The 22,071-nt window shown below is 68.7% G+C and carries 21 protein-coding genes; 15 read left to right on the forward strand and 6 right to left on the reverse strand.

What is annotated here, in order from left to right; translation table 11 throughout:
- Nucleotides 1-18: 18 nt before the first annotated feature.
- From mltB to AX730_RS13315, 3 genes are all read left to right on the forward strand, one after another.
- Nucleotides 19-1,164, forward strand: coding sequence for a lytic murein transglycosylase B (mltB, locus tag AX730_RS13305; RefSeq protein ID WP_062357345.1), 1,146 nt, complete (start codon nt 19-21; stop codon nt 1,162-1,164).
- Nucleotides 1,161-2,333, forward strand: coding sequence for a septal ring lytic transglycosylase RlpA family protein (locus AX730_RS13310; RefSeq protein WP_062357291.1), 1,173 nt, complete (start codon nt 1,161-1,163; stop codon nt 2,331-2,333). Before mltB ends, AX730_RS13310 begins: the two co-directional genes overlap by 4 nt.
- Before the next feature lie 116 nt (nt 2,334-2,449).
- Nucleotides 2,450-3,577: a D-alanyl-D-alanine carboxypeptidase family protein gene (locus AX730_RS13315; RefSeq protein ID WP_062357298.1), complete on the forward strand. Its 1,128-nt coding sequence runs from the start codon at nt 2,450-2,452 to the stop codon at nt 3,575-3,577.
- Between the two features lie 65 nt (nt 3,578-3,642).
- Here the strand turns inward: AX730_RS13315 and AX730_RS13320 are convergent, their stop codons facing one another.
- Nucleotides 3,643-4,509, reverse strand: coding sequence for an EamA family transporter (locus AX730_RS13320; RefSeq protein ID WP_062357299.1), 867 nt, complete (start codon nt 4,507-4,509; stop codon nt 3,643-3,645).
- Nucleotides 4,510-4,771: 262 nt separating this feature from the next.
- Here AX730_RS13320 and AX730_RS13325 point away from each other — a divergent pair, with 262 nt between their 5' ends.
- The 4 genes from AX730_RS13325 to glnE all read left to right on the forward strand — a co-directional run bounded on the left by AX730_RS13325 (nt 4,772) and on the right by glnE (nt 9,572).
- Nucleotides 4,772-5,686, forward strand: a complete 915-nt coding sequence (locus AX730_RS13325) for a CsgG/HfaB family protein (protein WP_407071496.1) — start codon at nt 4,772-4,774, stop codon at nt 5,684-5,686.
- 99 nt (nt 5,687-5,785) lie between these two features.
- Nucleotides 5,786-6,064 carry a DUF493 family protein gene (locus AX730_RS13330; protein WP_062357301.1) on the forward strand — a complete coding sequence of 93 codons (279 nt, stop codon included), beginning with the start codon at nt 5,786-5,788 and terminating at the stop codon, nt 6,062-6,064.
- Nucleotides 6,052-6,720 carry a lipoyl(octanoyl) transferase LipB gene (gene lipB, locus AX730_RS13335; RefSeq protein ID WP_062357302.1) on the forward strand — a complete coding sequence of 223 codons (669 nt, stop codon included), beginning with the start codon at nt 6,052-6,054 and terminating at the stop codon, nt 6,718-6,720. Before AX730_RS13330 ends, lipB begins: the two co-directional genes overlap by 13 nt.
- 32 nt (nt 6,721-6,752) lie before the next feature.
- Complete coding sequence (glnE, locus tag AX730_RS13340) at nt 6,753-9,572, forward strand: bifunctional [glutamate--ammonia ligase]-adenylyl-L-tyrosine phosphorylase/[glutamate--ammonia-ligase] adenylyltransferase (protein WP_232310261.1); 2,820 nt, start codon at nt 6,753-6,755, stop codon at nt 9,570-9,572.
- Between the two features lie 9 nt (nt 9,573-9,581).
- Here the strand turns inward: glnE and AX730_RS13345 are convergent, their stop codons facing one another.
- The gene (locus AX730_RS13345) at nt 9,582-10,550 is read right to left on the reverse strand and encodes a mitochondrial fission ELM1 family protein (protein ID WP_062357303.1); all 969 of its coding nucleotides are present in this window, start codon (nt 10,548-10,550) and stop codon (nt 9,582-9,584) included.
- Nucleotides 10,551-10,673: 123 nt separating this feature from the next.
- Here AX730_RS13345 and AX730_RS13350 point away from each other — a divergent pair, with 123 nt between their 5' ends.
- From AX730_RS13350 to AX730_RS13375, 6 genes are all read left to right on the forward strand, one after another.
- A complete protein-coding gene (locus AX730_RS13350; RefSeq protein WP_062357304.1) occupies nt 10,674-11,261 on the forward strand; it encodes a malonic semialdehyde reductase in 588 nt (195 codons plus the stop codon).
- A 25-nt stretch (nt 11,262-11,286) separates the two neighbouring features.
- Nucleotides 11,287-11,865, forward strand: coding sequence for a YceI family protein (locus AX730_RS13355; RefSeq protein ID WP_062357305.1), 579 nt, complete (start codon nt 11,287-11,289; stop codon nt 11,863-11,865).
- 162 nt (nt 11,866-12,027) lie between these two features.
- On the forward strand, nt 12,028-12,225 hold the full coding sequence (locus tag AX730_RS13360; RefSeq protein WP_062357310.1) for a zinc-finger domain-containing protein: 198 nt from the start codon (nt 12,028-12,030) through the stop codon (nt 12,223-12,225).
- A 36-nt stretch (nt 12,226-12,261) separates the two neighbouring features.
- Entirely contained in the window at nt 12,262-13,383 is a 1,122-nt protein-coding gene (locus AX730_RS13365; RefSeq protein ID WP_062357311.1) for a glycosyltransferase, read from the forward strand.
- Complete coding sequence (locus tag AX730_RS13370; protein WP_062357312.1) at nt 13,373-14,695, forward strand: O-antigen ligase family protein; 1,323 nt, start codon at nt 13,373-13,375, stop codon at nt 14,693-14,695. Before AX730_RS13365 ends, AX730_RS13370 begins: the two co-directional genes overlap by 11 nt.
- Nucleotides 14,685-15,590: a lysophospholipid acyltransferase family protein gene (locus AX730_RS13375; protein WP_062357314.1), complete on the forward strand. Its 906-nt coding sequence runs from the start codon at nt 14,685-14,687 to the stop codon at nt 15,588-15,590. Before AX730_RS13370 ends, AX730_RS13375 begins: the two co-directional genes overlap by 11 nt.
- On the opposite strand, the gene lpxL is transcribed toward AX730_RS13375, so the two are convergent.
- Nucleotides 15,581-16,513: an LpxL/LpxP family Kdo(2)-lipid IV(A) lauroyl/palmitoleoyl acyltransferase gene (gene lpxL, locus AX730_RS13380; RefSeq protein ID WP_062357316.1), complete on the reverse strand. Its 933-nt coding sequence runs from the start codon at nt 16,511-16,513 to the stop codon at nt 15,581-15,583. The genes AX730_RS13375 and lpxL overlap by 10 nt on opposite strands.
- 39 nt (nt 16,514-16,552) lie before the next feature.
- On the opposite strand from lpxL, the gene waaA reads away from it, so the two are divergent.
- Complete coding sequence (waaA, locus tag AX730_RS13385; protein ID WP_062357318.1) at nt 16,553-17,854, forward strand: lipid IV(A) 3-deoxy-D-manno-octulosonic acid transferase; 1,302 nt, start codon at nt 16,553-16,555, stop codon at nt 17,852-17,854.
- Nucleotides 17,851-19,071, forward strand: a complete 1,221-nt coding sequence (locus AX730_RS13390; protein WP_062357320.1) for a CaiB/BaiF CoA transferase family protein — start codon at nt 17,851-17,853, stop codon at nt 19,069-19,071. The genes waaA and AX730_RS13390 overlap by 4 nt, the downstream gene beginning before the upstream one ends.
- 175 nt (nt 19,072-19,246) lie before the next feature.
- Here the strand turns inward: AX730_RS13390 and AX730_RS13395 are convergent, their stop codons facing one another.
- The 3 genes from AX730_RS13395 to AX730_RS13405 form a co-directional block, all read right to left on the reverse strand.
- Nucleotides 19,247-20,593, reverse strand: a complete 1,347-nt coding sequence (locus AX730_RS13395) for a TolC family outer membrane protein (protein WP_062357321.1) — start codon at nt 20,591-20,593, stop codon at nt 19,247-19,249.
- Between the two features lie 21 nt (nt 20,594-20,614).
- Entirely contained in the window at nt 20,615-21,271 is a 657-nt protein-coding gene (locus AX730_RS13400) for a protein-L-isoaspartate O-methyltransferase family protein (RefSeq protein ID WP_062357323.1), read from the reverse strand.
- 146 nt (nt 21,272-21,417) lie between these two features.
- Nucleotides 21,418-22,071 (reverse strand): TetR/AcrR family transcriptional regulator (locus tag AX730_RS13405; protein ID WP_062357325.1); only part of this gene is annotated, 654 nt, incomplete at its 5' end.

Genomic DNA, 22,071 nt, shown 5'->3' on the forward strand with positions numbered 1-22,071 from the left:
CGTGCTACCCTCGCGCCGATGATGCGACGCGCTCTTCCCTGTCTGCTGGTGCTCGGCCTCGCGGCCTGCGCCACACCGCAACCGCCGGCGCCGGCGTCCACGGCGTCCGATGCTCCTCCCGCACCTGCCTCCGCCACGCCGGCCGAAACGTCGGTCGAGCGCGTCGCCGAGGTGTCGCCCGAGGCCTTGAAGCCGGTCGATTTCCCCACGGCGCGTGCACAGTTCGTGCGCGATACGGCGGCGAAGTACGGCATCGCGCCGGCCGAGATCGAGGCCACGCTGGCGAAGGCGCAGTTCCTCGACAGCGTGGTCGCGGCGATGTCGCGTCCCGCCGAACGGGTGAAGCCGTGGAGCGAGTACCGCGTCGGTTTCCTCACGCAGTCGCGCATCGATGGCGGCCGCACGTTCATCGCCGCGCACCGCGACGAATTGACCCGTGTCGAACAGCAGTACGGCGTGCCCGCCGAGGTGATCGTCTCGATCATCGGCGTGGAAACCAGCTACGGTGGTTTCACCGGCCGGCACAAGGTGCTGGACGCGCTGTACACGCTGGCGTTCCGCTACCCGCGCACGGGCAATCCCGAGCGCGCCGCCTATGAACACCGTCGCGAGCAGTTCTTCCGCGACGAACTGGCGCAGCTGTTCGCGCTGGGCCGCGAGGAGAAGCTCGATATCGCCTCGCTGACCGGCAGCTACGCCGGCGCGATGGGGTTGGGCCAGTTCATGCCGTCGAGCTACCGCGAGTTCGCGGTGGACGGCAATGGCGACGGCCGCCGCGATCTGTTCACGACCTATCCGGATATCTTCGCCTCGATCGCCAACTACTTCCGCAAGAAGGGCGGCGAGCGTGGCGGCTGGGTGCCGGGTGGCGCGGTGGTGGCGCGTGCGCAGCTGCAGGACGGTTTCGCCGAGTTCAATCCGGAGACGTGGACGCCGGACTACACGCTCGCGCAACTGGCCGAGAAGGGCTATCGCCCGCTCGATCCGGTGGCGCCCGATGCGACCGCGACGCTCGTGCAACTGGATGGCGCCGACGGCAAGCAGTATTGGCTGGGCTTCCAGAATTACTACGCGATCACCCGCTACAACAATTCCAAGATGTACGCGATGGCGGTGCACCAGCTGTCGCAGGCGATCGCCGGCCGCGAGATTCCGCCGGCATGAAGTGGCTGGTCCTGCCGCTGCTGGCGGTGGCCCTGGCCGCGTGCAGCACGGCACCGAAGAAGTCGTCGCCACCCTCCGCGTCTGGCCACACGGGCAAGCCGTCACCCACGGCGCCATCGTCCTCCATCGCCGGCAAGGACTGTTCGCGCTACGCCGCGGCGCAGGAAGACCTGTCCACGCGCGGCGACTACACCGCCGGTGGGCTCTACAAGCCGGGCGTTTCCGACACCACGCCGGACCACGTGCCCGACCTGGACTGCATCCGCGAACCGGTCGTCACGGCCGAAGCGCGCTCGCGCGTGGGCAACAAGTCGCCGTATTCGGTGCTGGGCAAGCAGTACAAGGTGCTCGACCGCGTCGACGGCTACGTCGAACAGGGCACGGCGTCGTACTACGGCAACAAGTTCCATGGTCGCCGTACGTCCAACCAGGAGGTGTACGACATGTACGCCTACAGCGCCGCGCACAAGTCGCTGCCACTGCCGAGCTTCGCCCGCGTGACCAACCTGGACAACGGCCAGTCGGTGGTCGTGCGCGTCAATGATCGCGGGCCGTTCCACGAAGGCCGCGTGATCGACCTCAGCTATGCCGCTGCGGTCCGGTTGGGCATCACCCAGCGCGGCACCGGCCGGGTGGAAGTGCGCGCGCTGACGCCGGACGGCAGCACGCTCGCCGCTGCGCCTACGCCCGGGCCTTCGTCGTCGGCGATCGACCGGCTGGTCGGGCAGTTGCCGAGGGAATCCGCGCGTTACCACGTGCCCGCGAAAGCCGGCGATACGCCGAGTGCGGCCGGCTTCGATGCCTGGATGAAGGCCAACGGCGTGCGCGTGGCGTCGGGCAAGCCCGGTACGCCGGCGGTCTCGCCAGCGCCGTCTCCAGTGCCGTCCGCGACGCAGGCGGTGGTCGTTACGGACGTCTCGCCGGTCGCCTCGATGCCCTCGGCCCTGCAACTGCAGGTCGCCAGCTTTTCCAGCCGCGACAACGCCGACCGCGCGCTTGCACGGTTGACGGCCGCCGGCATTGCCGACGCGCGGCTCAGTGACGTGCCGGGCGCCGACCGTCCGCTGTGGCGCTTGCGTGTAGGCGCCCGCGATGCGGCCTCGGCCGAAGCGCTGGCGGGCCGGATCGCCAGCCTGGGCTTCGGGCGACCGCAGATCGTCCGCGAGTAGATCCGACGCGGCCATCCGCCGGTTTTTTACTTGTTTCCAACCCAAGCCGCAGTCCGCGTCCCTACAATATTCGCTTGAACCGTCAGGCCCACGGCCTTGCCAGGAGTTTTCCGCCGATGAAGTTCCGTTTCGCTCTCGCCGCGCTCGCGACCACCGCCATGGGCCTGGCCATCGCCCAGACCCCCGCCGCCTGGGTGCTGATGGACTACATCACCGGCCAGGTGCTGGCGGGTGAGAACTACAACGAGCGCGTCGAGCCGGCCAGCATCACCAAGGTCATGACCTCGTACGTGCTCGCCGCCGAGCAGAAGAACGGCAAGATCAAGCCGACCGACCAGGTGATGATGAGCGAACGCGCCTGGCGCGAAGGTGGGGCCGGCACCGACGGCAGCTACAGCGGTTTCGCCGTCAACAAGACGGCGTCGCTGCTGGACATGGAAACCGGCATGGCCGTGCAGTCGGGCAACGACGCCGCCATCGCACTGGCCGAACATGCCGCCGGCAGCCAGGAGGCATTTGCCGCGCTGATGAACAACTACGCCGCGCAGATCGGCATGAAGGGCTCGCACTTCGCCAACGCGCACGGCCTGTCGGCACCGGAGCACTACTCGACCGCCTACGACCTGGCGCTGCTCGGCCGCGCGCTGATCCGCGAATATCCGGAGCAGTACGCGTTCAACAAGATCAAGGAATTCACGGTCGGCACCATCACCCAGCCGAACCGCAACCTGCTGCTGTGGCGCGATGCCAGCGTCGACGGCATCAAGACCGGCCACCATTCCGCCGCGGGCTACTGCCTGATGAGTTCGGCCAAGCGCGGTGACCAGCGCCTGATCGCGGTGGTGATGGGTTCGACCTCCGAGAAGCAGCGCGCCGAGGACAGCCTGGCGCTGTTGAACTGGGGCTTCCGCTTCTACGAAACGCACCGCCTGTACGAGCCGGGCAAAGCCATCGCCACGCAGCGCGTGTGGAAGGGCCAGGCGAAGGACGTGCAGCTGGGCGTCGCACAGCCGATGCTGGTCAGCGTGCCGCGCGGCCGCTACGACGACCTGAAGCCGACGATGGACGTGCCGAAGACGCTGGTGGCGCCGATCACCGCAGGCCAGGCCATCGGCACGGTGAAGGTCACGCTGGACGGCAAGGTCGTCGCGGAATCGCCGCTGGTGGCGATCACCCCGATCGAAGAAGCCGGCTTCTTCAGGCGCCTGTGGGATGCGTTCTGGATGTGGTGGGAGTCGGAGTGATCCGGCGCTCCATCCCCTGAAGAAAAGGCCGGCGCATGCCGGCCTTTTTCATTCCTGCGGACCCCTCACAGGCCGGCGGCGACCAGCGCGATGGCGATGATCGCCAGCGGAATCGCCAGCAGGTTCATGCGACTGAGCCGTTCGCGGAACAACAGCGTGCCGGCCAGCGTGCCCAGCACGACCACGCCGATGTTCATCGTGGAGAACACGACGGCCGGGTTGTCCGGCAACGCGCGATGCGCCTTCACGTAGAAGAGGATGTTGCCGAAGTTGAGCAGGCCCAACAGCAGGCCGGCGCCGAGTGCTGACAGCGTGAGCTCCGGGCCGCCACGCGCGCGCCGCACCACCTGCACCGCCATCATCACGACGAAGGCGGCGACGAACGCGACCTGCAGCGATGCCGCGAACGGCGTGCCGGCGGCTGCGATGTGTTTCAGCAGCACGTCCACGCTGGCATAGCCGACCAGCACCACTAGCGGCAGGCCCCAGCCGGTCCAGCGGTCTTCGGTCTGCGCAGTGTCGGTGCGCGGGCGCAACACCAGCAGCACGACCGCCAGCAGGCCGAGCCCGAGGCCGGCCAGTCGCCGCGCATCGGCCTGTTCGCCGAACCACAGGAATGCGGCCAGCAACGACAGCACCAGCGACATGCGCTGGGCGATGTCGGTACGCACGATGCCGGCCGCGCGAACGGAGGCCGACAACGCCAGGAAGATGCCGGGCAGCAGCACCGCCAGCAGCGCGAGCGCTGGCCAGGGTGCGTGGGCCGCCGCAAGCGCCGACAACGGTGGATCCAGCAGGGTGAAGCAGAGCAGCGACGCGGCGAGGTAGTTCCAGGCGATGCCCTGGGCGGTGTCGATGCCGCGTCGCTGCATGAGCTTCAGCAGGACCGAGACCAGCACGCTGCAGATGACACTGGAGAGCAGGAAGAGCACGGCGGACCTCGCGGGAAGGGTCGGCATTATCGCCGCATCGCCCTCCCGTGCCCCGGTCAGTGGCCTTCGACTGTCACTCTTTTCGTGTGTAGCGAGCGAAACCGCATTCTTCGCCTATCATCGTTGTCGGGTGATCCGGCACGCGAATGCGGGCCACGCCCGCAACGGAAGGTCCGCGGGGTGCGGGCACCATCAATCTCAAGGAGATGCACGAGTGAACAGGGGAACTGGCAAGACGGTAACGATGACGGCATGCCTGCTGATGGCCGCCGCGGCAACGGCGCCCGCGTGGGCGCAGCGGCAGAGCGCACAGGACCAGCGCAAGCAGCAGACCGCGGAAATCCCGACCTGCAGCAAGCCGCTGGGCTCGATCTCGGTGATCGAACCGGAGGATGGCGTGAACTGGTGGAGCGGCCAGCAGCTGCCCGCGCCGTCGAAGTTGATCAAGGTGTTCGTCAACAAGTCCCGCTGCTTCACGTTGGTGGACCGTGGCGTGGGCATGGGCGCGGCGATGGCCGAGCGCGACCTGGCGGCGAGTGGCGAGCTGCGCAACCGGTCCAACATCGGCAAGGGCCAGATCCGCGCCGCCGACTACGTGCTGGTGCCCGACCTGATCTCGCATAACAGCAATGCGGGCGGCAACGCCATCAGTGGCCTGCTGGGCGGGCTGGTGGGCGGCAACCTCGGCCGCGTGGTCGGTGGGTTGGATATGAAGAAGAAGACCGCCGACGTGGTGCTGACGGTCACCGACGTGCGTTCGTCAGAGCAGGTCGCGATGGCCGAAGGCAGCGCCAAGAAGACCGACATCGGCTGGGGTGCCGGCGGCAGCCTGTTTACCGGCAGCCACTGGGGCGGCGGTGGTGCCAGCGGCTACGCCAACACCGAGATCGGCCAGGTCATCACGCTGGCCTACCTGCAGGCGTACACCAACCTGGTCAGCGAACTCGGTGGCCTGTCCGGCAACGCGTCGGCCTCCAACGCCCAGCAGGCGGTGGAAATGACCAAGCCCGGCCGCCTGTTCGCCAATCCGAAGGGCACCGGCAAGGCGGTGCGTGACCTCGACCCGGGCATGATGCTGTACCCCACCGGCAACAAGGATGGCGTGATGTGGGAAGTCGAGGACGAACTCGGCAACAAGGGCTGGGTGTCGTCCAGCCTGGTGCAGCTGGCGCGCTGAACCGCTGCGCTGCATGAATGAAGGGCCGCGCGAGCGGCCCTTCGTCGTTCCGGGACCGCGCAGCTTGGCTTTCGCCGCCGGCGTCCCAATAATCCGTGCATGGACATCAAATCCGACAACCCCGAACACGGCTTCCAGTTCCCCGGCACCTTCGAGCTCAGCGCGATGGGCACGGCCGGCACCGGTCTGGAAACCGAACTGCCGCGCCTGCTGGAATCGAAGGGCGTGGACGTCGTGCACGAAGACATCAGCTGGAAGCATTCGGCCAACGGCAAGTACGTGTCCGTGCGCATCCGCTTCCAGGCCAATGACCGTGCGCAGTACGACGCCGCCCATGAGGCGCTGCGCGATCATCCCGAAGTGAAGTGGACGCTGTGACGGCGACCTGCATCGTCCGCGAGCTCGGCCGCCAGCCGTACGAGCCGGTCTGGCGTGCGATGCAACGCTTCACCGATGCCCGCACCGAGGCGACCGCCGACGAACTGTGGCTGGTCGAGCACGATCCCGTCTTTACCCTCGGCCAGGCCGGCAAGCCCGAGCATGTGCTCGCGGCAGGCGACATTCCGGTGATCAACGTCGACCGTGGCGGCCAGGTGACCTACCACGGCCCCGGCCAGATCGTCGCGTACCCGTTGTTCGACCTGAAGCGCCTGAAGGTCGGTGTGCGCGAGTACGTCTGCAAGATCGAGCAGGCGATGATCGACACGCTGGCGGAATGGAACGTCCATGCCGAACGCAAGGACGGCGCGCCCGGCGTGTACGTGGCCGGCGCCAAGATCGGCGCGCTCGGCATCCGCGTGCGCCGCGGCTATACCTTCCACGGCCTCGCGTTCAACATCGCGATGGACCTGGAGCCATTCCATCGCATCAATCCCTGCGGCTACCAGGGCCTGCAGGTGGTGTCGCTCGCCGACCTCGGTGGCCCGACCGGCATGGACCAGGTGAAGCCGGTGCTGCTGACGCACATGGCCGAGCAGTTCGGACTTTCACTTCAGCGCGAAGCCGCCTTGCCGGATCTGTCGCGGGCGGCGTAAGTCGTCGCGATCGCATGCCACAATCGGTCGCCATGAATGACGCGACCTTGTCCCTCGATACCGAACGCGATGCTCTGACGGAGCGTAGCCTTGCCCGCCTGCGGGCATCGTCGCCCGACAGTGAAGCGGTGCTGGCCGATGCGCGCAACGCGGACCGCGTGTCGCGCGTGATCGCGGCCAGCGACTTCGCCTTCGAGACGCTATGGCGGCAACCCGAGTTGCTGGCAGGGTTGCTAGGCACCGATGGCGACGCGCCGTGGCCAATGCCAGCATTGACGGCTGACAACACCGGGCAATGGCCCGAACTGCTGCGCCGCTACCGCACCGCCGACTCGACACGACTTGTATGGCGCGACGTGCACGGCCTGGACACGGTCGACGACACGTTGTCCGGCACCACGCGCTTGGCGGAGGTCTGCCTGCAGACCGCACTGGATGCTCTTGAAGCAGAGTTCGCGCAGCGCCACGGTGTGGTGCGAGCGCCGGACGGCACTGCACAGCGGCTGGTGGTGTTCGGCCTGGGCAAGCTGGGCGGCGGCGAACTGAATTTCTCGTCGGACATTGACCTGGTCTACGCGTATCCGCAGGGCGGCGAGTCCGACGGCGCGCGCGCGCTCGCTGCCGAGGATTACTTCATGCGGCTGGGGCAGCGGCTGGCGAAGCTGCTGGACGAGCCGACCGTCGACGGATTCTGCCACCGCGTCGACCTGCGCCTGCGGCCGTTCGGCAACGCCGGTCGCGTCGCGCTGTCGTTCGCCGGCATGGATTCGTACTTCCAGCGCGAGGGTCGCGACTGGGAGCGCTATGCCTGGCTGAAGGCGCGCGCGGTGGCGGGCGACATCGAGGCGGGCGAGCGCTGGCTGGAGTCGCTGCGTCCGTTCGTCTACCGCCGCTACCTGGACTACACCGCCCTCGACGGCCTGCGCGAGATGAAGGCGGCGATCGCCGCCGAAGTCGCGCGCCGCGAGTTGGCCGACGATATCAAGCGTGGACCGGGCGGCATCCGCGAGATCGAATTCCTGGTGCAGGCGCTGCAGTTGATCCGTGGCGGTCGCGAGCCGGCCCTGCGCGAACGCCGCCTGCGCGTGGCGTTGCCGGCGCTGGTCGCCGTGCGCCAGGTCTCGGTCGAGGAGGGCGATGCATTGATGCAGGCCTATCGCTTCCTGCGCCGGCTGGAGAACCGTCTGCAGATGCTGCGTGATGCGCAGACGCATGCCTTGCCCGAGGATCCGCTGGATCGCCATCGCATCGCGCGGGGGCTGGGCTATCCGGACTGGGATGGTCTGGTCGCAGCGCTGGAAATGCAGCGCGCACGCGTGTCCGCCGAGTTCGCCGAACTGCTGGCGCCGCGCCAGCGCGATGCGGCACCAGGCGCACTGGCACTGTACTGGCGTGCGCTGCCCGACGGTGGCGATGCGGAGACGCTGGCGGCGTCGGGCTTCGCGGATGCCGGCAGTGCGGACGGCTCGCTGCGCGAGTTCGCACAGTTCAGCGGCGTGCGTGCGCTGTCGGATGGCGCGCGTGCGCGCCTGGATCGCGTGGTGCCTGCGTTGCTCGACGCCTGCGCGCGTTCGTCGCAACCGGATGCCGCGCTGCGCCGTGTGCTGTCGCTGTTGCAGGCCATCCTGCGGCGCGCCAGCTATCTGGCGTTGCTGGACGAGCAGCCCAGTGCGCTTGGACGATTGGTGGACGTGCTGGCGCGCAGTGCGCTGCTGTCCGAGCGCCTGGCGCAGTACCCGTTGCTGCTCGACGAGTTGCTGGATACCCGCGTGTCCGGCCCGATGCCCGATCGCGACGAACTGCGGACCGAATGCGAGGTCGCGCTGCAGGAAGACGATCCGGAAACCTGCCTGCGCGTATTGAACGAGCGCCGCCTGGCGTTGAGCTTCCGCGTGGCACTGGCGGCGTTGGACGGGCGCCAGTCGGCCCGTGACAGCGTGCGCCAGCTGGCGTGGCTGGCGGACGAAGTCGTCCGCGTCGTCGTGCAGGTCGCCACGCGCGATGTCGCCGCGTCGCATGGCGCCGTCGCGGCGGGCCGGTTCGCGGTGATCGGTTACGGCAGCCTGGGAGGCGAAGAGCTCGGCTTCGGTTCGGACCTCGACCTGGTGTTCCTGTTCGAGGCGCCGACTGAAGCGGAGTCCGACGGTGTGCGCCCGATGGAGGCCGGCCGCTGGTATGCGCGGCTGGCGCAGAAGATCGTCGCGCTGCTCGGCGCAGTCACCGCCGCGGGTCGTCTCTACGACGTGGACGTGCGCCTGCGTCCCGATGGGGCGAAAGGCCTGCTGGTGTCGTCGCTGGCGAGCTTCAGCGAGTACCAGCGCGAGCGTGCGTGGACATGGGAGCACCAGGCGCTGGTGCGCGCGCGTGGTGTGGCCGGCGACACCACGCTGCTGGACGCGTTCGAGGACATCCGCACCGCGACGCTGGCGCGCGTGCGCGATGGCGGCGTCCTGCGCGACGAGGTGGTCAAGATGCGCGCCCGCATGCGTGCAGAACTGGATCGTAGCGACATCGCACGCTTCGACCTGAAGCAGGGCGCGGGTGGCCTGGTCGATCTGGAGTTCCTGATCCAGTATCTCGTGCTTCGCGATGCGGAGGCGCACGCCGCCCTGGTGCTGCCGCGCGATACGCCCGGATTGATCGCCGCACTGGCGGCTGCAGGTGCGTTGTCTGCCGATGAAGCAGGTGCGCTGGACGCGGTGCATGCGACCTTCGTCGCCGAAGGCCTGGCCTGCACACTGGACCGCCGTCCGCGCCTGGTCGTCGAGAGCGCGGCGCTGGCGACGGCACGCGCGGTGGTGATGCGGACGACGGCCGCACACGGATTGGGCTTCGACGCACGCGATCCCTAGGCGGGTGCTTCAGATCGCGAGGCGCGACCGCACTTCAGCGGCAATGCGCGCCGTCTCGCGCAACGGCTGGCCATCGAACGTCGCCGGTCCGTCGGCGAGATCGCGGATACGTCCGCGCTGGAGCAGCGCATCCAGGAAGCGACGGGGGCGACCGACGACGCGATCCGGTTCGAACACCTGCACCGGCACGCGCGTGCCACAGGCTTCCGACAGCATGTTGACCGACTCCGGCGTGCAGACGATGCGGTCGGCCCACGCCAGCAGGCCAGCGTAAGGATTCGGGCCGTCGGACGGATCGCACCACAGGAGCGTATGCGGCCGTTGCGCCCCGCGCTGGCGCACGGCGTCGATCAGGGCGTGCGGCGTGCGTCGTGAGGTGGTGACCAGCAGGCTGCCATCCGCCGTCATGTCGTCGAGCAGGATCGCGAGCCGTGCGAACGCATCGGCATCGAACCGGTAGTGCGCGCTGTCGCCGCCAAGCAGTACCGCCGTGCGCGGCGAGGGCAGGGTGGCGAAGGATGGAAACGCGGCGCGTGCGTCGGCCAGCCAAACATCGTCGACCGGATTGAGGCTGCCCAGGAGCGTCAGTACGTTGGGGCCGGTGAGCCCGTCGTGCTCCGGCGCGACGACGAGATCCCAGTGCGACGGATCGATGCGCGGGTCGAGGATCTGCACGCTGCGGCTGCCGCGCACACGCAACAGCCGCGTGGCCAGCGCCGCCTGACGACCACAGCCGATGGCCAGGGCGGGTGGCTGCCGCTGCAGTTGATCGAAGGCCGGTCCCAGACCCTGCGTCGCGCCCGGCAGCAGGCGCGGCGCCATCCAGCGCCAAGGCGCACGCGGTGCGAGCACCACCTCGCGCGCCTGGGCGCCCAGTGCACGCGCCAACGACTGCGCCTGGCGTACGTTGCCGGCGTTGCCATCGGTCAGCGTGCAGAGACCGCAGGAATCGGCCTGGAGGGGGCTTGTTTGTTCCACCGGTTAAAACAATCCGTTCCGGGTCGATTGGATATTGCCATGGTCAGGACACTCTACACTGCCCGTCCGATGCGCCGGCCCGTGCCGCCGCGACGTGCTTCCCTTCCTCGCGACAGGTAACCCATGTCCCACGCCCTCGACGCTGCCTCGCTCGACCAGCTGTTCCGCACCGCCCGCACCTACAACGCTTTCACCGGCGAGGTCGGTGACGACACCCTGCGCCAGTTGTACGACCTGCTGAAGTTCGGCCCCACCCAGGCCAACACGACGCCGGCGCGCTTCGTGTTCGTGAAGTCGGCCGAGGCCAAGGCCAAGCTGGGCCCGGCGCTGTCCGAAGGCAACTACAAGAAGACGATGGAAGCCCCGGTCACCGTCATCATCGGCCGTGACGAGGACTTCCACGAGAAGCTGCCGTTCCTGTTTCCCCATACCGACGCCAAGGCCTGGTTCGACGGCCCGCGCGACAACCGCAGCAAGCCCTCGCTGCGCAACATGAGCCTGCAGGCGGCCTACCTGATCGTCGCCGCGCGCGCGCTGGGCCTGGATGCCGGCCCGATGACCGGCTTCGACGCCGAGAAGGTGGACGAAGCGTTCTTCGCCGGTACCGCCATCAAGTCCGACATCCTGGTCAACCTGGGTCATGGCGATCCGGCCAGCATCTTCCCGCGTTCCCCGCGCCTGGGCTTCGACGAAGCCGCGCGCATCCTCTGACACCCCACCACCCGGAGACATCCCCATGCGCAAGACCCTGCTCGTTGCCGCCCTGTTCGCGTTCGCCGGTTCGGCCTTCGCCGCGCCGGTGACCTACAAGCTCGATCCCAGCCACACCAACGTGCTGGCCAACTGGAACCATTTCGGCTTCTCCAACCCGAGCGCCAACTTCGGCCAGGCCGACGGCACGCTGGTGTACGACGCCGCCGATGTGTCCAAGTCGAGCGTGCAGGTCACGCTGCCACTGACCGGCCTGAGCGCGCTGGCCGACCAGTTCTACGATCACCTGACCAGCGACAAGTGGTTCGACGCCGCCAAGTACCCGGCCGCGACCTTCAAGAGCACCAAGGTCGAAGCCGCGGGCGAAGGCAAGCTGAAGGTCACCGGCGACCTGACCATCAAGGGCATCACCAAGCCGGTGGTGCTGGACGTGACCCTCAACAAGGCCGGCGAGCACCCGATGAAGAAGGTGCCGGCGATCGGCTTCGACGCCACGGCCACCGTGAAGCGCAGCGACTTCGGCGTGGGCGCGTACGCCCCGATGGTCAGCGACGAGGTCGCGCTGAAAATCACCACCGAGGCCACGGCCGACGCGAAGAAGTAATCCCGCTGCGATCCGGCGCTCCTCCCCCGCCGGACACCGCCAGCAAGGACACGCCGCCCCGCTCGCGCAGGGCGGCGTTTTCCTTTTCGGGGGGCGGTTCATGGGCGGCCGTGGCGCCGGCTGGTAGACTGGCCGCCTCGTTCCACGACCGCCTTCACCGCCATGAGCCAGACCGCCACCGCGCCCGCCAACGCCGAGAAGCGCTACACCGTGTCGCGCGCCGACCTGCCGCTGAGCTGCCCGCTGCCGTCGATGGCGCTGTGGAACTCGCACCCGCGCGTATACCTGGCCATCGAGGACGCGGCGGGCGGGGAAGTGCAGTGCCCGTACTGCGGTTCGCACTTCGTCCTGGCCGACTGACCGCCTGATGCGGTCGCGCCGCATCGCCCCTCGACCATGCGCCGGCTGACTGTCGTCCAGCTGCTGCCGGCGCTGGAATCCGGCGGTGTCGAACGCTCCACCCTCGAAGTCGCCGATGCACTGGCGCGCGCCGGCCATCGTGCCGTGGTCGTCTCCGCGGGCGGCCGTCTCGAACCGGCCTTGCGTGCCGCCGGCGCCGAACACATCACGCTCGATATCGGCCGCAAGTCGCTGCTGACACTGCGCCATGCCGCTGCACTGCGACGGCTGTTCGCCGAGGTCGGCGCCGATATCGTGCATGCGCGTTCGCGCCTGCCGGCGTGGATCGGCCTGTGGGCGGTGCGCAGCATGCCGTCGGCATCGCGGCCGCGCTTCATCACCACCATGCACGGACTGAATTCACCAAGCCGCTACAGCGCGGTGATGACGCGCGGCGAGCGGGTGATCTGCGTGTCGGAGACCGTGCGCGGCTATCTGCTGCAGCACTACCCGCGCACGGATCCCGGCAAGCTGGTGGTGATTCCGCGCGGCATCGATCCGGCGCAGTTCCCGCGCGCCGCGCATCCGGATCCCGATGCGCGCGCGTGGGCGGCGACGCAGCATCCCGCGTTGTCGGGCGATGGGCCGCTGCTGCTGTTGCCGGGACGCGGCACGCGGCTGAAGGGGCATCGCGAAGCGATCGTGCTGCTGGGCCGTCTGCGGGCGGTGGGCGTGGAGGCCCGGCTATGGATGCCTGGCACCCGTGAAGCGGGGCGCGAGCAGTACGTGGCCGAACTGGAAGCGGAGGCGCAGTTGGGTGCGGTGGCCGATGCGCTCGCGATCACGCCACCTACCGCGCAGATCGCCCGCGCCTATGCCGCCAGCGATCTGGTGCTGCAGCTGTCGCGCAAGCCCGAGGCCTTCGGCCGCACGGTGATCGAGGCGCTCTCGGTGGGACGCCCGGTGGTCGGCTGGGCGCATGGCGGCGTGGGCGAACTGCTGACGGAACTGCAGCCCCAGGGTGCGGTGCCGATCTTCGATGAAGACCACCTGTTCAATAGCGTGACGGCGATGCTCGCCCATCCGCCGCCGCCATTGGCTACGATGGACACCTACACCCTGCGCGCGATGCAGGACGCCACGCTCGCCCTCTACCACGATCTCGCCGATGACCGCTGACTCGCCGTCGATTCCTGTTTCGCCCACCCGCCGCGAGGGGCATGGCTGGCGCTGGGCGCCCGCGTGGGTGCTGGCCTACGTCGCGCTGTGGCCCGCGCCCGGGTATGCCGAAGCGGTGATGGTGTTGGGCGCACTGGCGGCGATCGTGCGCCTGCTGCTGGGGCGTTTCCGTGGCAGCGCGCGCCTGTTGAGCGGCGGCGCATGGGCGTTGACCAGCGCGCTGTTCGCCGCGTACTGGCTGCCGCAGGCGATCTCGGCGATCGATGCGGTCGACACGCCGCGTGCGCTGCGTGAGGCCGCGGTAGACCTGCGCTACCTGCCGTTCCTGTGGTTGACGGCAGCGGCGGTGGCAAATGCAACGGCACGACGCGCGACGTTCAACGGCTTGGCGATCATCGTGGCGATCTGGACGCTGGATGCGCTGGCGCAGGTCGTCTTCGGCACCAGCCCGTTGTTCTGGGGGTTGGACCAGCTCAAGCAGCTGATCAGCGGGCGGCCGATGTGCACCGCGGATCAGATGGCCGGTATCGACCGGCTCAGCGGCTTCCTCGGTCCATGCAATCGCAAGCTGGGCGTGGTGATGGCCAGCCTGTCGCCGTTCCTGCTGTTCGCCGCCGCGAAGCGCCTGGAGACACTGGGCTGGCTGCTCGCCGCGGGTGCGATCGGCCTCGTCGTCCTGCTGGCAGGCGCGCGGGCGGCATGGATCACCTACGCGCTGGTGCTCGTGGCATCCGGTTGGCGACTGCTCGGGCTGCGCCGCATGCTGGGCGTGATGGCGGCGGGCACGCTGGTGTTGACCCTGCTTTCGGTATCGTCCGTGCAGGTACGCGACCGCATCATGCTGACGGCCCAGGCGCTGACTGCCGATGAGTCGGGAGTGGACACGGCCCTGTCGGGCCGTGCGCAGATCTGGTCTGCCGCAGTCTGCATGGTGCTCCATCACCCGATCAATGGCGTCGGTGCCCGTGGCTTCCGCGAGGCCTATCCCGCCTGCACCACGGATACCGGACAGCGTCCGGAATGGGGCCAGGGCCCAGCCTTCCATGCCCACCAGATCGTGCTCGAAGTGCTCAGTGAAACCGGCGTCATCGGCCTGCTGTTGTGGCTGGCCGGTGCCGCGCTCGCGTGGCGGGCGTGGCGCTACGCCACGCCGCAGGCCAAGGAACGCGCGCGGCCGGCGATGCTGGCGTTGGCCGTCACGGTGTTCCCGCTCAACACCCATCTTGCGTTCTATTCCACCTTCTGGGGCGGGCTGACGCTGATGCTGGCCGCGCTGTATGCCGGCAGTCTGCTGGCGCGCGATGACGAGTGATCGTGTCGCGGGTGTCCGCTGCTGGTTCGTTGCGCCCGCCAACCTGATCGCTGCCGGTATCGCGCGATTGCCGCAACGCCTGCTGCTGGCAGTGGGCAGGGCCGGCACCTGGGTGTTGTGGCCACTGCTGGGCAAGCGGCGCCGATACGCGGCGACCAACATCGCGATGTGTTTTCCCGCGCTGGACGAGCGCGCACAAGCGCAGCTGCTGCGCGACAACCTGCGTGCGACGGTGACCGGTGTCCTCGAGCTGATCCGCGGCTGGTACGCGCCTGCTCCCCGCCTGCACGGGCTGGCCGACGTGCAGGGCCTGGAACATGTGCGTGCCGCACAGGCCCAGGGACGCGGGGTGCTGCTGTTCGGCGGGCATTTCCCGCATTCGGAACTGTGCGCGCGCCTGCTGGGCGAAGCGCTGGGCGACCGGGTCACCATCGTCGCGCGGCGCAACAACGATCCCTGCATCGAGCGCATGCTGGACGAGGCGCGGCGACGCGTGTTCGCCGATGTCGTCGGCAAGAAGGATGTGCGTGGCTTGCTGCGCGCGCTGTCGCGCGGCGCGATCGTTGCGTATTCGGCCGATCAGGATTTCAACTACCAGAATGCCTTCGTGCCGTTCTTCGGCATCCAGGCGGCGACGCTGGCGGCCACGCCCGATCTCGCCCGCCGTGGCAATGCGGTGGTGCTGCCGTTCTGGTTCCATCGCGATGCCGACGGGCGCTATCAGTTGCGCGTCGAACCGACGTGGCGGGGATGGCCCAGCGATGATCCGGTACAGGACGCGGCGCGCTACATGGCCGAGCTGGAGGCCGTCGTCCGCCGGCATCCCGAGCAGTACCTGTGGGTGCACCGGCGGTTCAAGACGCGGCCGCCGGGCGAGCCGGATCTCTACCGGTAGAGTTCGCCGCGGCCGTCGGGCTGGCGCTTGAAGCGCCGGTGGATCCACAGGTATTGCGTGGGTGCCGCGCGCACCATCGCTTCGATCGCGGCGATCACGCGCGCGGTGTCGGTCGTGGCGTCGGACGACGGGAAGTCTTCGAGCGCCGGTGACAGCGTCAGCGTGTAACCGCCGTCCTCGCGCCGCACGTGCGAGAACGCGATGACGGCCGCACCCGAAAGCCGCGCAAGCTGGTGCGTGGAGGTCAGGCTGTAGGCGGGATGGCCGAAGAACGGCACGAAGACGCTCTCGCCGCGGCGCGTGTCCTGGTCCGGTGCGAACCACAGCAGTCCGCCCTGCTTGAGATGCTTCAGGGCAGGACGCAGCTCGTCGCGAGTGAACATCGCGGTGGCATAACGCAGCCGGCCGCGCTTGACCGCCCATTCCATCGCGCCCTGGTTGTGCGGGCGGTACATGCCGGCCAGTGGCGCGTAGTCGCACATCAGCCGCGCCGACATCTCCAGCGTGGTGAAGTGGCCGGATACCACGATCACGCCACGGCCGCCGGCACGCGCCGCCGCCAGGTGTTCCAGGCCTTCCACCTGCAGGCCCTTGCGCATCGGGTCGACGCTGCCCCACCAGGCGCGGGCGAATTCGAACAGGCCGATACCGAGCTCGGCGAAGCTGGCCCTGGCCAGCGCGTCCTGCTCGGCGGACGAACGCGCCGGGAAGCACAGCGCGATATTGCGGCGGGCGATCTCGCGGCGTTCGCGCATCGCCATGAAGAACAGTGCACCGATCAGGCGCCCGAGCCACCGCTGCAGCGTCCACGGCAGGCGTGCCACCAGCCACGCCAGACCTATGCCGATCCAGGCCGGCCATTGCCGTGGCCCCAGCGGGAGGCGCTCACCGGCGGCGGAGGGTTTCTTCTCGGATTCAGCCATGGCCCATTGTAGCGGCGGCCCCGGGTATCCTTGTCGCCCATGTCGAACCGTACCGCCGAACGCCTGCTGCGTGCCCTGTATTCGGTGGTGCTCTACGTGCTGACGCCGGTGACGGTGTACCACCTGATCTGGCGCGGTTTCCGGTATCCGGACTACTTCCAGCGCTGGAACGAACGCTACGGCAGCTACGACATGCCCGGCGGCACGGTCGATGTCTGGCTGCACGCCGTGTCGGTCGGCGAGGTGAACGCGGCTGCGCCCGTCGTGGATGCGTTGCTGAAGCGGCATCGCGGGCTGCGCCTGCTGATCACCACGATCACCCCGACCGGATCGCAGCGGGTGCAGGCGTTGTGGGGCGACCGCGTGCTGCACGTGTACTCGCCGTACGATCTTCCAGGCGCCGTCGCACGTTTCCTCACGCATTTCCCGCCGCGGCTGGCGTTGATCATGGAAACCGAGCTGTGGCCCAGCCTGCTGTTCGGCTGCCACGATCGCCGCGTGCCGGTATACATCCTCAACGCACGCCTGTCCGCCCGTTCGCTGCGCGGCTACAGCGTGCTGCGACCGCTGATCGCGCGCACGCTGCGTACCGTGCGCAAGGTGGCGGCGCAATCCGAAGACGATGCCGGGCGCTTCGTCCAGCTTGGTGCGGCACCCGAGCAGGTGCGCGATGTCGGCAATCTCAAGTTCGATATTCCCGTCCCGACCAACGTGGCCGAGGTGGTCGCCGGTTTCCGCCAGCACCTCGCCGCGGGGCGTCGCGTCTGGATCGCCGCCAGCACGCACGAGGACGAAGAGGCACCCGTGCTCGCCATCCACGCCCGCCTGCGCAAGCGCTGGCCCGACCTGCTGCTGTTGTGGGCGCCGCGGCATCCGGAACGTTTCCCGCGCGTCGTGGAGGCCGCTGGTGAAGCCGGCTGGAACGTGGGAACCCGTCGCGCGGATGGCTGGCCGGGCGCGAACAACGATGTCTTCGTGCTCGACACGCTGGGCGAGTTGATGGCCTTCTTCGCCTGCGCCGACGTGGCCTTCGTCGGCGGCAGCCTGCAGGCCATCGGCGGCCACAACATGCTGGAACCGGCGGCCGTCGGAACACCGGCCGTCACCGGCCCGCATCTGCACAACTTCAGCGAGATTTCCCGCCTGCTCAGGGACGCCGACGCCCTGGTGATCGCGCCGGACGCGGCGGGCGTGGGCGATGCGGTCGAAGACCTGCTGGCGGACGATGCACGGCGTCATGAAGTCGCCGCGCGCGGCCGCGCGCTGGTCGAACATGGCCGCGGCGCGCTGGCGCGCACGCTGGTGATGATCGCGCCGCACCTGCCGGTGCCGGTGGCATGAGTACGGCCACGCCGCGTGCGCTGGCCGGCGTGCGGGTGCTGGACCTGACCCGCGTGCTCGCCGGCCCGTGGTGCACGCAGGTGCTTGCCGACCTCGGCGCCGAGGTCATCAAGGTGGAACGTCCGGGCAGCGGCGACGACACGCGCGGCTGGGGGCCGCCTTTCCTGCGCGATGCCGAGGGGAACGAAACCGCGGAGTCGGCGTATTACCTGTGCGCCAACCGCAACAAACGGTCGCTGACGGTGGACATCGCCACCCTCGAAGGCCAAACGATCATCCGTCGCCTTGCGCTGCAGAGCGATGTGCTGGTGGAGAATTTCAAGGTGGGCGACATGGCGCGTCACGGTCTGGATGCCGCGACGCTGCGCGCCGAGCATCCACGGCTGGTGTACTGCTCGATCACCGGTTTCGGCCATCATGGTCCTCACGCGCAACGCGCCGGCTACGACTTCGCGATCCAGGGGCTCGGTGGCCTGATGAGCGTGACCGGTGCGGCCGATGGCGAACCGCAGAAGGTCGGGGTCGCGGTCGCCGATCTGTTCACCGGCATGTACGCCACCGTCGCGATCCTCGCCGCGCTTCGCCACCGTGACGCCACCGGCGAAGGCCAGGTGATCGACATGGCCCTGCTCGATGCGCAGGTCGCGATGCTCGCCAACCTGGGCAGCCACTACCTGGTCGGCGGCGAGGTGCCGCCGCGGCAGGGCAATGCGCATGCCAACATCGTGCCGTACCAGGTCTTCGCCGTCGCCGATGGTCACCTCATCGTGGCGGTCGGCAACGACCGCCAGTTCGCGCGCTTGTGCGACGTGCTGGGAAATGCCCTGTTGGCCAGTGACGCGCGCTTCGCGACCAATGCGGGACGCGTACGCCATCGCGATGTGCTGGTGCCGATGTTGCAGGCGGCATTCGTCTCGCGAGATAGGCAGGCGTGGCTGACGTTACTCGAAGCGGCCGGCATTCCGTGCGGACCCGTCAACGACATCGCCGATGTATTCGCCGATCCGCAGGTGCGGGCGCGTGGCATGGTGGGGCATGTCGGGCATCCGCACGCCGGCACGGTTCCGCTGGTCGCGAGTCCGCTGAAGCTGTCGGCCACGCCGGTGGAGCTGCGGCATGCGCCGCCGTGGCTGGGACAGCACACCGACGAGGTATTGCGCGAGGCGGGTTACGACGATGCGGAGATCGCCGCGCTGCATGCGCGTGGCGCGATCTGAGCTGTAGGTGCAGGAGCGACGTGAGTCGCGGCCGCGAGTCTTCCGCTTGCTTCGACATATCCGGGTTACTGAGACGTGCGGTCGCGACTCAGGTCGCTCCTACAGAAATTCCCGGGTCCTGAAACGACGACGGCGGGTCGAAGCCCGCCGTCGTGATCGCGAGGAGCGCGAGGCGCTACTGCGAGACCGGCTGCGACGACAGACGCGCTTCGGCGTCGGCGGTCAGCAGGCGGTTCACGTCCTGCACGTCGGCGCCATCCAGCGTGCCGGCGGCCTGCTCGAGCAGCAGGCGGTTCTGCAGGAAGCGGTAGCGTGCCTGCGCGTACTCGACCTGCGCCTGGAACAGGGTGCGCTGGTTCTGCAGCACGTCCAGCACGGTGCGGGTACCGACTTCCAGGCCGACCTGCGAGGCATCCAGCGCGCTCTGCGCCGAGACGACGGCCAGGCGACGTGCTTCCACTTCGGTCACGCCCGCGATCAGCGCCTGGTAGGTATTGCTGGTGTTGCGCACGAGCGCGCGGCGGGTTTGTTCAAGCGTGTCGGAAGCGCGGTCACGCTGCGCGAGCGCCTGGCGCACGCCGGACTGCGTGGCGCCACCAGAGAAGATCGGTACGGTCAGCGTCACGCCCCAGTTGTAGCCTTCGCCGTCCTGCGACAGCGTGCCCGGCACGCTGTCCCACGCAGTGCCGTTGGTGTAGCGACCGCTGAAGCTGAGCGTCGGGTAGTGGCCTGCGCGTGCACTCGAGACACCGTGCTGCGCGGACTCCAGCGAGTATTCCGCCGACTTCAGGCCCGGGTTCTGGTCCAGCGCGCGATCCACCCAGCCCTGTGCGTTCTGCTCCGGCGGCAGCTCGGGGCGGAAGTCGTCCGGCAAGCCCTTCAGGCCGCTGATCGGCTGGCCGGTGATCTCGGCCAGCGCGCGGTAGCTGTCGTCCAGTGCGTTGCGGGCGAGGATGGTGTTGGCGCGCGCGCTGTCGTACTGCGCGCGGGCTTCATGCACGTCGGTGATCGGTGCAAGACCCACGTCCAGACGCTTCTGCGCGTAGTCGAACTGCTTCTTCGACGCCGCTTCATTGGTCTCGGCGGCCGCCAGCGATTCGATACCGATCAGCACGTTGAAGTACGCGGCCGAGGTGCGGGTGATCAACAGGTTGTTTGCCGAGGCCAGCGTGTAGTCGGCGGCCTGGCTGACGGCGCGCTGGCCACGCAGGTTCGCGATACGGCTCCAGTCGAAGATGGTCTGGCTGACCGATGCGCCATAGCTGCGGCTGTTGCCGTCGCCCAGCGGATTGCCCGGACGGCTGTCGTGGGTCAGCGTGTACCCGGCGCTGCCGCTGACTTGCGGCAGTAGCGCCGCACGCGCACGCGCCGCGCCTTCCTTGTCGATCAGGCGGGTGGACTCGGCGATCGACAAGGTCGGGTCACCGGTGCGCGCCAGCTCATAGGTCTGCATCAGGTCGGTGGCGCCGGCCGCGGACGGCAGGGCCAAGGCGAGCGCGAGTACGAGGGGGCGACGGCTCATGCGGGTTCCTTTTTTATTTCTTCAGAAGACGAACTGGGGCGCCGGTGCGGCGCCGACCAGATAGGGGAGGTCGGTTTCGAACAACGATTCGATGCGCACGCCGTTGACATCGGCCACATGCAGCACGGCTTCCATCACCGGCGAGGCGCCACGCACGACGAACAGGCGGCCACCGGGGCGCAGCCATGGCAGGAAGCGGGCCGGCACGGTCGCGACGGCGCCGGTCACGCAGATGACGTCGAAACGGCGGTCGGTATCCCACGAAAGCGCGTCGACGGCCTCGATGCGGACGTTGTTGCCGAGGCCGGTGGCGTCAAGGCGTGCACGCGCGGCATCGGCCAGGTCGGGATGGATCTCCAGGCTGACGACGTCGCGCGCCAGGCGCGCCAGGCAGGCGGTCAGGTAGCCGCTTCCGGTGCCGATCTCCAGCACGTCTTCGTCGGCCTGCGGCTTCAGCGCCTGCAGCGTGCGGCCTTCGATGACCGGTTTCGCCATCGTCTGCCCATGGCCCAGCGGCAGTTCCAGGTCCGCGTAAGCCAGGGCGCGGTGCGACTCGGCCACGAAGGCTTCGCGCGGCAGCGTGGCCAGTGTGTCCAGCACGCGCGCATCCAGCACGTCCCAGGGACGTACCTGCTGCTCGACCATGTTTTCGCGGGCCTGGGTGTAGTTGATCGTCATGGGGGTGGTCATCCGACGCGGAAGGCTGGGCCGGGCATTTTACCGGGCTGGCTGCGTCCGCGCTGCGCAAGGATCACGGCAGCCGCGGCGGCGGGCGCAGTGCCGGAAGTCACCGCAACCTCCGTCGCCCGGGGCAGGCTTCAGCTTCAGCGCCGCCCATACGCCCTCAGGAACATCTCCACCGTGGCATCGACATGCCGGCGGGCGTCGAGCGGGCCGGGCTGGCTGCACAGACCGCAGGTCATCCGGGCATGTACCTCGCCCTTGATCAGGGTGAAGAACTGCAAGGAGGCCGTCGCCACGTCGGGGATATCCAGCTCGCCCTTGGCCACCAGTGCCTGCAGCATCGCGGCGAATGCATCATGCGTGCGCTGCGGGCCGGCTTCCCAGAAGGTCCGCTTGAGTTTGTCGTCGATGTTGCCCGGGACCATCATCATGCGGTGCGTGCTGATGGCTTCCTCGCTGGTGACCAGCGCGAAGAACGCCTGCGCGATGGCCTTGAGCTGGTCGCGCAGGCTGCCGGTCAGCTCAAGGTCGAACAGCGTATCCGGCAGCATTTCCTCGCACTTCGCCTGCACGGCGGCGGCGAACAACGCGTCCTTGTCGCCGAAATGGCTGTACACCGTCAGCTTGGAGACGCCCGCTTCGGCGGCGATCTGGTCCATGCTGACGCCGTTGAACCCCTCGCGCGCGAACAATTGCTTGGCGGCCTCGAGGATGGCGGCGCGTTTGCCCAGGTCCTTGGGGCGGCCGGGACCGCTGGCGGCGGGCTTGGCGGGGGACTTGGAGCGGCTGGCGGA

Source organism: Pseudoxanthomonas mexicana (assembly GCF_001556105.1).
GTDB lineage: Bacteria > Pseudomonadota > Gammaproteobacteria > Xanthomonadales > Xanthomonadaceae > Pseudoxanthomonas_A > Pseudoxanthomonas_A mexicana_A.